Here is a 12,560-nt window from a genome sequence, read left to right on the forward strand (position 1 = left end):
GGTGCTGAACGCCGTGGACGAGGCGCGCACGCTGTCGACGAACGACGCGGCGCAGTTCTCGCTGGCGGCGATCCAGAACCTGGCGCTGGTCGGGGACGCCCTGGGCTGAGCCCCGGACGCGCGGAGGGCGCCCACCCCGTGCGGGGTGGGCGCCCTCCGTGCTGGTGAGCGGGACGCGTCAGCGCGAGTAGTACTCGACGACGAGCTGCTCGTCGCAGGTCACCGGGATCTGCTCGCGCACGGGCAGGGCCTGCACGCGGGCGGTGAGGTCCTGGCGGGCGACGTCCAGCCAGCCGGGGATCTCGTTGTCGCTCCAGCCGCCCTCGGCGGCCACGATGAACGGGGTCTTCGCCTTGCTGCGGGCGGCGACCGAGATCACCTGGCCGGGCTGCAGGCGGTAGGACGGGCGGTCCACGCGACGGCCGTCGACGTCGATGTGGCGGTGCACGACCATCTGGCGGGCCTGGTAGATGGTGCGGGCGAAGCCGGCGCGCCACACGACCGCGTCGAGGCGGGTCTCCAGGAGCTGGACGAGGTTCTGGCCCGTCTTGCCCGGCTTGCGCTTGGCGAGGTCGTAGGCGCGGCGCAGCTGCGTCTCGCTGACGTCGTACTGGTAGCGCAGGCGCTGCTTCTCGCGCAGCTGCGTGGCGTAGTCCGACGCCTTCTTCTGCTTGCGGCCGTGCATGCCCGGCGGGTACGGGCGGCGGTCCATGTAGCGGGCGGCCTTCGGGGTGAGGGCCACCCCCAGGGCGCGGCTGATGCGCACCTTGGGACGCGCGTTGTTCATTCGTCCTCCTGATCGTAAGGTAAGCCTGACCTCAGTCGAGCGGACTCGACGCGGCTGTTGCCGGAGGGTCAGGACGATCGCGCTCCGAGGAGGCACACGTGACCAGGTGGACCACGGCACCGGGCGAGCATTCGGAGCGCACCGGCTCCAACTCTACGGCCTCGGAGCAGGTGCCCCCGACACCGCCCCCGCTCCCCGCGCGCACCACCCCGGCGCAGTGGGCCCGGACGCTGGCCCAGGGCACCGTGCCGGGGACCCTGCACCTGCCGCGCACCGGCGCGGGCGGCGCCTGCCCGCACCACGGCCCGGCGGCGCACCGGGACGGCGGTCACGACGGGCTCGGCGGGCGCGGCGGGCGCACGGAGCAGCACCGCGTGCGGCACCTGACGGACGCCGCCGGCGGGCTGCTGCTGCTGGTGGGCACCGACGAGCCGCTGCACGAGCGGCTGCGGGAGCTGAGCACCGAGGCGGCCGCGGCGCCCGGCGCGGGCGGGGTCCCGGTGGTGCTGGACGTGCTGGACGTGCCGCCCGGGCAGGCCGCGCTCCCGCGCGCCCGGCTGTGCGCGACGGGGTGGGCGCAGGCCCTCGACGTCCGCGCGCAGCGGCGGGCGGCGCAGGCCGTCGCCGCGGTGAACCCGCTGGGCGCGCTGCTGGACGTGGGCAGCACCCGCGCCCTGTGGCGCCTCGAGGTCGGCGAGGTGCGCGTGACCACCGCCGAGGGCGTGCACCTGCTGGACGAGGACGCCGTGGCGGTGGCGACCGCCGACCCCTTCTACGCCGACGAGGACGGCGCCGTGGTCCACCTGGAGACCGAGCACCGCGACGCGCTGGTCGGCTGGGTCCTGCGGGAACTGCCCCCCGAGGAGGCCGTGCGCACCCGCGAGGTCGCCGTCGTCGGCCTGGACCGGTACGGCCTCGACGTGCTCGTCACCACCGGCACGGGCACCCGGGTGCTGCGCGCGTCCTACGCCCGGCCGGCGGCCGGGCCGCACGAGCTGCGCGCGGCGCTGTGCTCGGCGCTGGGCTGCCCCTGCGGGGGCCTGGAGGTCTGACCGGCCGCCCGGGGGAACGGGCGGCCGGGACCCCGGCTCAGTACCAGTTGTGCGACTGCGAGTGCGACCACGCCGCGCACGGCGTGCCGTAGCTGCGGGAGATGTAGTCCAGCCCCCACGCGATCTGGGTGACCGGGTTGGTCTCCCAGTCGGCGCCCGCGGTGGCCATCTTGCTGCCGGGCAGGGACTGCGGGATGCCGTACGCGCTGGAGGTGGGGTTGTCGGCGTTCCACTTCCAGCCGCTCTCCTTGGTCCACAGCGAGTCCAGGCAGGAGAACTGCCCCTCGCCCCAGCCGCGCTCGGCGGCCATCTGCCGCGCGATCGGCTTCGGGTCGCGCTGGGCGCTGCGGGTGGCCTCGGCCTCGGCCGCCAGGCGGGCCTCCTCGGCCAGGCGGGCGGCCTCGGCCTCGGCGGCCCGGCGGGCCTCCTCGGCGGCCAGGCGCTCGGCCTCCACGCGGGCGTCGGCGGCGGCGCGCAGGTCGCGGGCGTCGAACCAGGCGGCGGAGCGGGCGCTGCGCAGCTCGGCGCTGACGGCGGCGAGGACGTGGTCGGGCACGGCCGCCTCCGCCTCGGGCGCGGGGCCGCCGGTCAGGACCGCGCCGCCGAGGACGACGGCGCTGACGGCGAGGGCACCGGGGGCGGCGAAGCGCCAGAGGCGCGCACCGCGGGCGCGGGCGGTCGGGCTGCCCTGCGAGGGCTTCCGCGAGGGGTCCTGCGGGGAGTGGTGCTGGGCGGTCGTCGGCAAGCCGGGCCTTCCCTCGGTCGCCGGCCCACGCCCGGTCGATTCGTCTCCACCCCGCCGGCGGGCTGCCGTCGCCCTCCTCGCGGGAGGGCGGCGACCGTGGGGCCCGGGCGGCACCGCGGCGGGCCGCGGGTGCGGCGGGCCGGCGCTCGGCGCACCGCCCGGTGGGTGCCGGGCAGCAGCGGCGGGGTGCTGTCTGACGAGGAACGGTGCCCCGGCACGCGCCGGTGAGGCAAACGGCGATCATCGAGTTCGTCACCCTGGAGCGACGAAGCGTCAACGGTCTGTCGACTTTTGTGGCGCTTCTCACGCCCGTAGCGCGAGGACGACGTGTTTGGGGCGGCCGGGGAACGGAGAAGGAGCCCCCCGGCCGCCTCGGTGAACACTCAGGTGACTCCCGAGATCACGCTCCGAAGTCGTTGAGGAGCTCGGTCACCAGCGCCGCCACCGGCGAGCGCTCCGAGCGGGTCAGCGTCACGTGCGCGAACAGCGGGTGCCCCTTGAGCGCCTCCACCACCGCCGCCACGCCGTCGTGCCGGCCCACCCTCAGGTTGTCGCGCTGCGCCACGTCGTGCGTGAGCACCACCTTCGACCCCTGCCCGATGCGCGAGAGCACCGTCAGCAGCACGTTGCGCTCCAGCGACTGCGCCTCGTCGACGATCACGTAGGCGTCGTGCAGCGAGCGGCCGCGGATGTGCGTCAGCGGCAGCACCTCGAGCATCCCGCGGTCCACGACCTCCTCCAGGACCGCCGGAGCCACCAGCGCCTCCAGCGTGTCGAAGACCGCCTGGCCCCACGGCCCCATCTTCTCCGCCTCGGTGCCCGGCAGGTACCCCAGCTCCTGCCCGCCCACCGCGTACAGCGGCCGGAAGACCACCACCTTGCGCTGCTCGCGGCGCTCCATCACCGCCTCCAGCCCCGCGCACAGCGCCAGCGCCGACTTGCCCGTCCCCGCCCGCCCGCCGAGCGAGACGATGCTCACGGCCGCGTCCAGCAGGGCGTCCAGCGCGATGCGCTGCTCCGCCGAGCGGCCCCGCACCCCGAACGCCTCCCGGTCGCCCCTCACCAGCAGCAGCTGCTTGTCGGCGCCCACCCGCCCCAGCGCGTGCCCGCGCGGGGAGGACAGCACCACCCCGGTGTTCACCGGCAGCTCGCGCGCCTCGGCGTGCTCCAGCGAGCCGGCCTCGTACAGGGCGGAGACCTCCTCGGCCGTCGCCGTCAGCTCCGCCACACCCGTCCAGCCCGAGTCCGGGGCCAGCTCCGCGCGGTACTCGTCGGCCGCCAGGCCCACCGCGGAGGCCTTCACCCGCAGCGGCACGTCCTTGGAGACCACCGTCACGTCGTGGCCCTCGTCGGCCAGGTTGCGCGCCACCGCCAGGATGCGGGTGTCGCCGGCGGTCGCCAGCGGGCCCGTGCGCAGCGACGAGGGCAGCGAGGCGGCGTCGGTGTGGTTCAGCTCCACGCGCAGCGTGCCGCCCTCCTCCCCCACCGGGACCGGGCGGTCCAGCCGCCCGTGCCGCACCCGCAGGTCGTCCAGGCGGCGCAGCGACTCGCGGGCGAAGTACCCCAGCTCGGGGTGGTGGCGCTTGCCCTCCAGCTCGCTGACGACCACCAGCGGCAGGACGACGTCGTGCTCGGCGAAGCGGTTCAGGGCGGCGGGGTCGGACAGCAGGACGGAGGTGTCCAGCACGAACGTGCGGCGCCCCTCGCCCCCGGGGGCCGGCACGTCGGCCGACTCGTGCGGGGTGTGCGGCGCGGCGGGGGTGGAGCTGGTGACCACGGACGTCTCCCGTCTCGGGAGCCCGGGGCGCTGACGCCCGGACCCCCCTCAGCAGCGGCGGACCGGGACCTCAGGTCACCGTGCGGGTGGCCCGGGACCGGGCCCTCCCGCAGCGCTGGACAGCGCTCACCGGCGACCTCCCGGACGGGCGGCGGGCGCCACCCGTCACCCACGACGCTAGACCCGCGAGCCGCGCCCCACGGCCCGAACACGCCCGCGCACGCGCCCGAGCGGGTGACGTCTCGATGACCCCGCGGTGACGCCCCGGCGACCTCGCACGCAGCGTCACCGCGACGACGTCAGCGGGCCGGGATCGTCACGCTCCGAAGCGGCGCTCGCGGGCCGCGTACGAGCGCAGCGCGCGCAGGAAGTCGACCTTGCGGAAGTCCGGCCACAGCACCTCGCAGAAGTACAGCTCGGTGTGCGCGCTCTGCCACAGCAGGAACCCGGACAGCCGCTGCTCGCCGGAGGTGCGGATCACCAGGTCCGGGTCCGGCTGGCCCTTGGTGTACAGGTGCGCGGCGATGTGGTCCACGGTGAGCACGTCCGCCAGCTCCTCGATCGGCGTGCCCGCGGCGGCGTGCTCGCGCAGCAGCGAGCGCACCGCGTCGGCGATCTCCTGACGGCCGCCGTAGCCGATCGCCACGTTCACGACCGCGCCGGCCACGTCCGCGGTGGCCCGCTCCAGCTCCCGCAGGCGCCCCGCCGTCGCCTCCGGCAGCAGCTCCAGCGCACCCACGGGGTGGATCCGCCAGCGCCGCGCCGCGGCCAGGCGCGCCACGCAGTCCTCGACGATCTCGATGAGCGGCGCCAGCTCCGCCTGCGGCCGGAGCAGGTTGTCGGTGGACAGCAGGTAGAGGGTGACGACCTCGATGCCCTCGTCGTCGCACCAGCCCATGAACTCCACGACGCGGTCCGCGCCGGCGCGGTGGCCGTGCGCGCTGGGTGCGCCGAACGCCTTGGCCCAGCGGCGGTTGCCGTCGAGGATGATCCCGACGTGGCGCGGCAGCACGTCCGGGTCCAGCGACCGTTCCAGTCGCCGCCCGTACGCGCGGTAGAGGAGATCCCGGAGGGCCATCGGCGCTCACGGTATACCCGTGGCCCCGGGCACCAGCCCGATCACCGCACACCGAACCTACGGTCCCGTAGCGTACGGTCGGGCCATGACGGTCCTCCCCACCGCGCTGCAGGCCCCGGCGAAGCCCCGCCTGCGCGGCTGGCTGCACGCCTGCGCCTTCCCGGCCGCCGTCGCCGCCGGGGGTGCGCTCGTCGCACTGGCTCCCACGAGGGCCGCGCGGGCGGCCGCCGGGGTGTTCACCGGCACCGCCGCCCTGCTGTTCGGCACCAGCGCGGTCTACCACCGCGGGACGTGGTCGCCGCGGGCCGCCCAGGTCCTGCGGCGCCTGGACCACAGCAACATCTTCCTCGTCATCGCCGGCACCTACACCCCGCTCGCCGTGACGACGATGCCCCGGAGCGAGGCCCGCTCGCTGCTGACGCTCGTGTGGGCGGGCGCCGCGGCGGGCGTGGCCTTCCGCGTGCTCTGGCTCAGCGCCCCCCGCTGGCTCTACACGCCGGTGTACGTGGCGCTCGGCTGGGTCGCGGTGGGCCACCTGGGCGACTTCGCGCGCGGCGGCGGCCGCTCCGTGGCGGCGCTCGTCGCGGCGGGCGGGGTGCTGTACTCCGCCGGCGCGGTCGTCTACGCGCTCAAGCGCCCGAACCCGAGCCCGCGCTGGTTCGGCTTCCACGAGGTGTTCCACGCCTGCACCGTGGCGGGTTTCGCCTGCCACTCCACCGCCATCGCGATCGCGACCGCCCGGCACCGCTGAGCCCCGCGCTCCAGCCCGTGGCCGGGTCCGCGTCCGGACGCCCGGCTGCGCAGCACCCCACCCCCTCCGACCTCACCCCGCTTCCCCCTCCGCGGTGATCAAGGAAGTTGCAACTTCCTTGATCACCGCGGGTGGAGATCGGCTGCGGCACCCCGCGGGGCGGCTTGGGGCAGGCGCGCGCCCACGGCGGCGGCGAGGTCGGCGACCTCGACGGTGGGCGCGTCGCACACCTGCCCCCGGCACACGTACGCGGCGGCCCGCCCGCCGACCAGCCCCCGCTCGGCCAGCAGCGGCGGGTCGGACTCCCCCGGCACGCCGCGCGCCACCACCAGGCCCGGCGCGGTGCCGGCCAGGGCGGTCCGGTGCAGCTCGGCGGCGGCCGGGTCGCCGGGTTCGCCGAGGACGGCGACCTCGCGCGGGCCGTCGCGCAGCGCCTCCGCGACCGCCAGCCCCCACCCGGCGAACCGGGGTGCCTGCTCGGCGAGCGCCGCGACGACCCCCAGCGAGCCGACCGCGGCCTCCGTGGACCGGGCGTCCCCCGTCAGCGCCCCCAGGGACAGCAGCGCGCCCGCGGCGGCCGTCCAGCCGGAGGGGGTGGCGCCGTCGGAGGGGTCGGAGGGGCGTTCGGCGCCGGCGCGCGCGGCGTGCAGGGCGGGGTCGACGGCGTGCGCGGCGACGTCGTGGAAACCGCCGCCCTCGGCGGCGAACCCGTCCAGCACCTCCTCACCCACCTCGCGGGCCAGCGCCGCCCACCGGTGCTCCCCGGTGGCGGCGTGCAGGGCCAGCAGGCCCTCCGCGAGGTCGCCGAGGTCCTCCAGCACGGCGGCGGGCTCACCGACGACGCCGTCGCGGGAGACGCGCCGCCAGCGGCCGTCGACCCGGTGCGTGCGCGCGAGGAACCCGGCGGCGGTGCGGGCGGCGAGCAGCAGGTCGGGGCGCGCCAGGAGCGCCCCGGTCTCGGCGAGCGCCGCGATGGCCAGGCCGTTCCAGGCGAGGACGACCTTGTCGTCCCGGGTGGGCTGGGGCCGGTCGGCGCGGGCGGCGGCGAGCCGTTCGCGCACCCGCAGCCAGCGCGCGAGGTCCTCACCGTCCAGCGCGCGGGTCAGCTGCGCGGTGGAGGTGCCGTGCTCGAAGGTGCCTGCCTCGGTGACCCCGAGCAGGCCGGTGGCCCAGGGGCCGTCGTCGATGCCGAGGACCTCCACCAGGTCGCCGGGGGTCCACACGTAGGTGGCGCCCTCCACGGCGCGCACGCGGCCGTCGGGGGTGGGGACGGGGGTGTCGGCGTCGAGCGACGCCGCGAACGCACCCTCGGGGGTTCCGAGGCCGGTGACGATCCACTCGCACGCCTGCTCGGCGACGCGGCGGTGCTCGGCGTTCCCGGTGGCGCGCCAGGAGTGCAGGTAGGCGCGGGCCAGCAGCGCGTTGTCGTAGAGCATCTTCTCGAAGTGCGGGACGACCCAGGCGGCGTCCACGGCGTAGCGGGCGAAACCCCCGGCGACCTGGTCGCACATCCCGCTGCGCGCCATGGCCGTCAGGGTGCGTTCCGCCAGTCCCGCAGCGGTTCCGGAGCCGGTGCGGGCGGCGTGGCGCAGCAGGAACTCCACCACCATCGACGGCGGGAACTTCGGGGCGCCGCCGAACCCGCCGTGCTCGCGGTCCTCCTCGGCGGCCAGCGCGGCGACGGCGCGCTCGAGGGCGGCGTCGTCCGGCGGGGCGCCGCCGGAGGGGACGGTCGCGGACCCCAGGGCCTGCGCGATGCGGGCGCTGGAACCCAGCACCTCCTCGCGCCGGTTCGTCCAGGCGTCGGTGACGGCGGCGAGGACCTGCGGGAAGGAGGGCACCTGCGGGTGCGGGCGCGGCGGGAAGTACGTGCCGGCGAAGAAGATCTCCCCGTCGGGGGTGCAGAACGTCGTCATCGGCCAGCCGCCCTGCCCGGTGAGGGCGGTGGTGGCGGACATGTGGACGGCGTCGACGTCCGGGCGCTCCTCGCGGTCGACCTTCACGCACACGAAGTGCTCGTTCATCTGCGCGGCCGTGTCCGGGTCCTCGAAGGACTCGTGGGCCATGACGTGGCACCAGTGGCAGGCGGCGTACCCGGTGGAGACGAGGACGGGCACGTCGCGACGCCGGGCCTCGGCGAACGCCTCCGGGCCCCACTCCCACCAGTCGACCGGGTTGTCGCGGTGCTGCTGCAGGTACGGGCTGCGGGAGTGCTGCAGGCGGTTGGCCATGCGACCACGCTGCCACAGGTGGCGGGTGGTCACGACCGGCGAGGGCACCGGTCCCGCGCCGCCGGCGGGGAGGGGACGCCGGGACCCTCCCCGGGACGAGCGACTGACGGCGATCCCGTCCCCGGACCGCTACCGCAGCAGCACCTCGTCCACGGCGACCTCCACGTCCCACCCGGGCGGGGTGCCACGGCCCGTGATCTCCGCGGTCTGCCGGAAGGTGCTACCGGTCAGCTCGTACGTCCACAGCGTGCGCTCGTACTGCCCCAAGATCCAGTAGTGCGGCAGCCCGTGCAGGGCGTACTGGTGCATCTTGCGGATCGTGTCGTCGGTGGCGTTGGACGACAGCACCTCCACGATCAGCCGGGGCCGTCCGGTGTACCGGTTCGCGCTGACGTCGACGTCCTCGCCGACGACCATCACGTCGGGGTGCCACTCGTGGGGGCCCGGCTTCCACGCCCAGTCCGCGACCGCGAGGTGCCCGGCACCGGCGAGCAGGCTCGTCAGTCGCGTGCACGCGACCTGGTGCCGGAAGGTGGGCTGAGGAGGCACGTGCAGCTTCCCGTCGACGTACTCGCCGCGGACGCCCTCACCGAGCGCGAGGTACTCGTCCCAGGACATGGGGACGTCCCGGGCGCCCGCGTGCGTCTCCGCGCTCACGTCCCCGACGCTAGCCGACGGCTCCCCGGCCCGGTACCGCTGCGCGGCCCTGGTGCGGCAGGGTGACCGCGTGAACGACGCACCGCGACGGTTCGGGGTCCTCGGCACCGGGTACTGGGCCGAGACCTGCCACGGGGCGGCGCTGGCCGCCCACCCGGACGTGGAGCTGGTCGGTTTCGCCGGCCGCGACCCCGCGAGGGCCTCCGAGGTGGCGGGTCGGGTGGGTGGGCGGGGTTTCGCCTCCCCCGAGGAGCTGATCGGGGCCGTGGACGCGGTGACGGTCGCGCTGCCGCCGCACGTGCAGGCGCCGCTGGCCGCGCAGGCGGCGCGCGCGGGGCGGCACGTGCTGCTGGAGAAGCCGCTGGCGCTGGACCTGCCCGCCGCCGACGACGTGGTGGCGGCGGTGCGCGAGGGCGGCGTCGCCTCCCTCGTGCACACGACGTACCTGTTCCAGCCGGACGTCACCGACTGGCTGGGCCGGATGCGCGCGCTGGCCGCCGAGCACGGCCCGTGGGAGGGGGCGATCGCCCGCTGGGCGGGCACCATCGACGCCCCCGGCAACCCCTACGGGGCCTCGGCGTGGCGGCGCGAGCGCGGCGGCCTGTGGGACACCGGCCCGCACGCGCTGTCGGTGCTGCTGGAGCTGCTGCCGCCGGTGGAGCGGGTCAGCGCCGGCCGGGGCGTGCGCGACTCGGTGAACGTGGCGCTGGAGCACACCGGCGGGGCGGGCAGCGCGCTGTCGCTGACGCTGACCGCGCCGGCCGGGGCGGGCGGCTCGTTCGCCGCGGTGTGGGGGCCGGGCGGCCGGCACGACCTGCCGCGCTTCCACGGCACCGTGCAGGACGGGTTCGCCCGTGCCGTGGACCGGCTGCGGGCGGCCGCCGCCACGGGCGTGCCGGACCCGCTGGACGCCGCGCGCGGGCGGGACGCGGTGGCGGTGCTGGCGGCGGTGGAGGAGCACCTGGCGCGCCCGGCGGGTGAGCGCACCACGCCCGTGGCGCGGCGCTGAGGAGCTCAGCCCTCCCGGCCGGCGGGCCGGTCCGCGGGCGGCTCGGTGGGCCCGTCCCCGGCACCCGCCCGGGCGGCGGCCTCGGCGCGCTCCTCCGCCTCCAGCCGGGCCCGCTGGTTCACGCGCTGCACCCGCCGGGCCATGCCGCGCCCGATGAAGTACACCGCGACCGCGAGCACGAACAGGGAGACGAAGCCCCACAGGCCGGGGGTGACGAGGTCCGCGTCCACCGTGGACTCGGTGGGCACCAGGCCGTCGGCGGGAGTGCCCGTGGAGGTGCCCGTGGCGGGGGTCGGGGTGAGCGGGAGCGGGCCGCCGGCCGCGATCACGCCGTCCCCCGCTCGCGCAGGCCGGCGAACAGGTCGTCCTCGGGCAGCTCGGTGGGGACGTGGGAGACGGCCAGGTGGTAGTCCTCCGTGGGCCACAGCTCGCGCTGCAGCTCGTTCGGCACGCCGAAGAAGAACCCCTCGGGGTCGATCTGGGTGGCGTGGGCGAGCAGCGCGCGGTCGCGGGTGGCGAAGAAGTCCGCGCACTCCACGCGCGTGGTGATCTCCAGCTCGACGCGCTGCGGCGCGGCGGGGTCCTCCTGGGCCTTGCGGACGCGCTCCATCCACTCCCCGTAGGGCGACTCCAGGCCGCGGGCGAGCAGCGCCTCGTGGAAGGTCGTCATCCGCTCGAGGGAGAAGTTGGCGTGGTAGTAGAGCTTGGAGGTGCGCCACGCCTCACCGGCGAGCGGGAAGCGCCCGGGATCGGCGGCGGCGTCGAACGCGGCGCGCGAGACCCGGTGGCACATGATGTGGTCCGGGTGCGGGTAGCCGCCGGACTCGTCGTACGTCGTCATCACGTGCGGGCGGAACTCGCGCACCACGTGCACGAGGGCGTTGACGGTCAGCTCCAGCGGCTCCAGGGCGAAGCAGCCGGGCGGCAGCGGCGGCAGCGGGTCGCCCTCGGGCAGGCCGGAGTCGACGTAGCCGAGCCAGCGGTGCTGCACGCCGAGGACGCGGGCGGCCTCGGCCATCTCCCGCCGGCGGTACTCGGCCATGTCGCGCAGCATGCGCGCGTCGCCCTGCAGGCGCGGGTTGAGCACGTCGCCGCGCTCACCGCCGGTGCACGAGACGACGAGCACCTCCACGCCCTCGGCCGCGTAGCGCGCCATCGACGCGGCGCCCTTGCTCGACTCGTCGTCCGGGTGGGCGTGCACGGCCATCAGCCGCAGCGTCTCCGCCACTGGCGCTCCTCCTCCACTTCCCCGCGTCGCTCCCCCGCCCGCGGCGGGTGCGACCATCGGTGCACATCCTCGCCCACCGCGCCGACAGACCGGGACACCCCCCTCGGGGAGGTCCCCCGCACCCCGGGAGCACCACGTGCCCAGCGACACCACCGACGACCTGCTCGCCGCGCGCTACGGACGCCGCCCGCGACCGCAGCGGCCGTGGTACCGCCGGCCCCTGCCGCTGGCCGCGGCCGTCGTGGGCGCGCTGCTGGTCCTGGCGTACGGCGCGTGGGTGGCGGTGTGGCACACGCAGGGGCCGGCCACCAGCGTGATCGGGTACGACGTCCTGGGCGAGCACGCCGTCGAGCTGCGCTTCTCGGTCGCCCGCGAGCCGGGCACGGCCGTGCAGTGCACCGTGCACGCCCTCGACGCCTCGTCCTCAGAGGTGGGGCTGCTGCAGGTGGACGTGCCCGCCAGCACCGAGCGGGAGGTCCAGCGCACGGTGGAGATCCGCACCACGTCCCGCGCGGCGACGGCGCTGGTGGAGTCCTGCGCGCAGGTGGGGGGCTGACCGGCCGCCCGCGCGGAGCGGTGGAGGGCCGGGCGGTAGCGGGCTAACGTTGTCCCTTCGAGTCGCTCGCCCCCCGTCGCGGGGCCGGGCGACTCGGTGCTTGAGGGCGGGCAGCAGGTCCCGCCCGGAGGAGCCCGACGAGGAGTGATCGTGAGCGAGACGACCAGCGGCGGCGTCACCTGGCTGACCCAGGACGCCTACGACCGGCTGAAGGCCGAGTACGAGCACCTGTCCGGACCGGGCCGCACCGAGCTCGCCAAGCGCATCGAGCAGGCCCGCGAGGAGGGCGACCTCAAGGAGAACGCCGGGTACCACGCCGCCAAGGAGGAGCAGGGCAAGCAGGAGCTGCGCATCCGGCAGCTGCGCCGGCTCCTGGAGACCGCCCAGGTGGGCGAGGCGGCCCCCTCGGCCAACGGCGAGGTCACGCTGGGCTCGGTGGTGACGGTGGAGCTGGCGGGCGACGAGATGCGCTTCCTGCTGGGCAGCCGGGAGGTCGGCGACGCCGGCGGCCTGGACGTCTACAGCGAGCGGTCCCCGCTGGGTGCGGCCGTGCTGGGCCGCCGGCCGGGCGACGAGGTGACCTACACCGCCCCCAACGGCCGGGACGTCCCGGTGAAGGTGCTGAAGGTGGAGCCCTTCACCGGCTGAGCACCGCTCCCGGCGCGACGGCGCCCCGGCACCCGCGGGTG

The 12,560-nt window shown here is 76.3% G+C and carries 14 protein-coding genes; 6 read left to right on the forward strand and 8 right to left on the reverse strand.

Annotated features, from left to right (window positions below; all coding sequences use genetic code 11):
- Positions 1–13: 13 nt before the first annotated feature.
- The gene (locus V9U69_RS19335; protein ID WP_442907754.1) at positions 14–109 is read left to right on the forward strand and encodes an exo-rhamnogalacturonan lyase family protein; all 96 of its coding nucleotides are present in this window, start codon (positions 14–16) and stop codon (positions 107–109) included.
- A gap of 69 nt (positions 110–178) precedes the next feature.
- Here the strand turns inward: V9U69_RS19335 and rpsD are convergent, their stop codons facing one another.
- The gene (gene rpsD / locus V9U69_RS12205; protein WP_337062093.1) at positions 179–787 is read right to left on the reverse strand and encodes a 30S ribosomal protein S4; all 609 of its coding nucleotides are present in this window, start codon (positions 785–787) and stop codon (positions 179–181) included.
- Positions 788–885: 98 nt separating this feature from the next.
- Here rpsD and V9U69_RS12210 point away from each other — a divergent pair, with 98 nt between their 5' ends.
- Positions 886–1,839 carry a DUF2470 domain-containing protein gene (locus V9U69_RS12210; RefSeq protein ID WP_337062094.1) on the forward strand — a complete coding sequence of 318 codons (954 nt, stop codon included), beginning with the start codon at positions 886–888 and terminating at the stop codon, positions 1,837–1,839.
- 37 nt (positions 1,840–1,876) lie between these two features.
- Here V9U69_RS12210 and V9U69_RS12215 read toward each other — a convergent pair whose 3' ends face one another.
- The 3 genes from V9U69_RS12215 to V9U69_RS12225 all read right to left on the reverse strand — a co-directional run bounded on the left by V9U69_RS12215 (position 1,877) and on the right by V9U69_RS12225 (position 5,439).
- Positions 1,877–2,584, reverse strand: coding sequence for a hypothetical protein (locus V9U69_RS12215; protein ID WP_337062095.1), 708 nt, complete (start codon positions 2,582–2,584; stop codon positions 1,877–1,879).
- Between the two features lie 400 nt (positions 2,585–2,984).
- Positions 2,985–4,361, reverse strand: a complete 1,377-nt coding sequence (locus tag V9U69_RS12220) for a PhoH family protein (RefSeq protein WP_337062096.1) — start codon at positions 4,359–4,361, stop codon at positions 2,985–2,987.
- Between the two features lie 316 nt (positions 4,362–4,677).
- Complete coding sequence (locus V9U69_RS12225; RefSeq protein WP_337062097.1) at positions 4,678–5,439, reverse strand: isoprenyl transferase; 762 nt, start codon at positions 5,437–5,439, stop codon at positions 4,678–4,680.
- 85 nt (positions 5,440–5,524) lie between these two features.
- Here V9U69_RS12225 and trhA point away from each other — a divergent pair, with 85 nt between their 5' ends.
- Positions 5,525–6,190 (forward strand): PAQR family membrane homeostasis protein TrhA, encoded by a 666-nt coding sequence (gene trhA / locus V9U69_RS12230; RefSeq protein WP_337062098.1) that lies wholly within the window; start codon positions 5,525–5,527, stop codon positions 6,188–6,190.
- Positions 6,191–6,312: 122 nt separating this feature from the next.
- On the opposite strand, the gene V9U69_RS12235 is transcribed toward trhA, so the two are convergent.
- On the reverse strand, positions 6,313–8,421 hold the full coding sequence (locus V9U69_RS12235) for a thioredoxin domain-containing protein (protein WP_337062099.1): 2,109 nt from the start codon (positions 8,419–8,421) through the stop codon (positions 6,313–6,315).
- A 129-nt stretch (positions 8,422–8,550) separates the two neighbouring features.
- The gene (locus tag V9U69_RS12240) at positions 8,551–9,078 is read right to left on the reverse strand and encodes a Uma2 family endonuclease (protein ID WP_337062100.1); all 528 of its coding nucleotides are present in this window, start codon (positions 9,076–9,078) and stop codon (positions 8,551–8,553) included.
- A gap of 70 nt (positions 9,079–9,148) precedes the next feature.
- On the opposite strand from V9U69_RS12240, the gene V9U69_RS12245 reads away from it, so the two are divergent.
- On the forward strand, positions 9,149–10,087 hold the full coding sequence (locus V9U69_RS12245) for a Gfo/Idh/MocA family protein (protein ID WP_337062101.1): 939 nt from the start codon (positions 9,149–9,151) through the stop codon (positions 10,085–10,087).
- Positions 10,088–10,092: 5 nt separating this feature from the next.
- On the opposite strand, the gene V9U69_RS12250 is transcribed toward V9U69_RS12245, so the two are convergent.
- Together V9U69_RS12250 and mca are read right to left on the reverse strand one after the other, a co-directional pair.
- Positions 10,093–10,416 (reverse strand): hypothetical protein, encoded by a 324-nt coding sequence (locus tag V9U69_RS12250; protein WP_337062102.1) that lies wholly within the window; start codon positions 10,414–10,416, stop codon positions 10,093–10,095.
- Positions 10,413–11,315 (reverse strand): mycothiol conjugate amidase Mca, encoded by a 903-nt coding sequence (gene mca, locus V9U69_RS12255; protein ID WP_337062103.1) that lies wholly within the window; start codon positions 11,313–11,315, stop codon positions 10,413–10,415. The genes V9U69_RS12250 and mca overlap by 4 nt, the downstream gene beginning before the upstream one ends.
- A 136-nt stretch (positions 11,316–11,451) precedes the next feature.
- Here mca and V9U69_RS12260 point away from each other — a divergent pair, with 136 nt between their 5' ends.
- Positions 11,452–11,871 carry a DUF4307 domain-containing protein gene (locus V9U69_RS12260; protein ID WP_337062104.1) on the forward strand — a complete coding sequence of 140 codons (420 nt, stop codon included), beginning with the start codon at positions 11,452–11,454 and terminating at the stop codon, positions 11,869–11,871.
- Between the two features lie 150 nt (positions 11,872–12,021).
- On the forward strand, positions 12,022–12,519 hold the full coding sequence (gene greA / locus V9U69_RS12265) for a transcription elongation factor GreA (RefSeq protein WP_337062105.1): 498 nt from the start codon (positions 12,022–12,024) through the stop codon (positions 12,517–12,519).
- Positions 12,520–12,560: the final 41 nt, after the last annotated feature.

The sequence above is a fragment of the Kineococcus sp. G2 genome, assembly GCF_037154035.1.
Lineage (GTDB): Bacteria > Actinomycetota > Actinomycetes > Actinomycetales > Kineococcaceae > Kineococcus.

What these genes read in the sequence shown, in the direction of transcription:
- rpsD (WP_337062093.1), bottom strand. Translation starts at nt 787, where the DNA reads ATGAACAACGCGCGTCCCAAGGTGCGCATCAGCCGCGCCCTGGGGGTG.
- V9U69_RS12225 (WP_337062097.1), bottom strand. Translation starts at nt 5,439, where the DNA reads ATGGCCCTCCGGGATCTCCTCTACCGCGCGTACGGGCGGCGACTGGAA.
- trhA (WP_337062098.1), top strand. Translation starts at nt 5,525, where the DNA reads ATGACGGTCCTCCCCACCGCGCTGCAGGCCCCGGCGAAGCCCCGCCTG.
- V9U69_RS12235 (WP_337062099.1), bottom strand. Translation starts at nt 8,421, where the DNA reads ATGGCCAACCGCCTGCAGCACTCCCGCAGCCCGTACCTGCAGCAGCAC.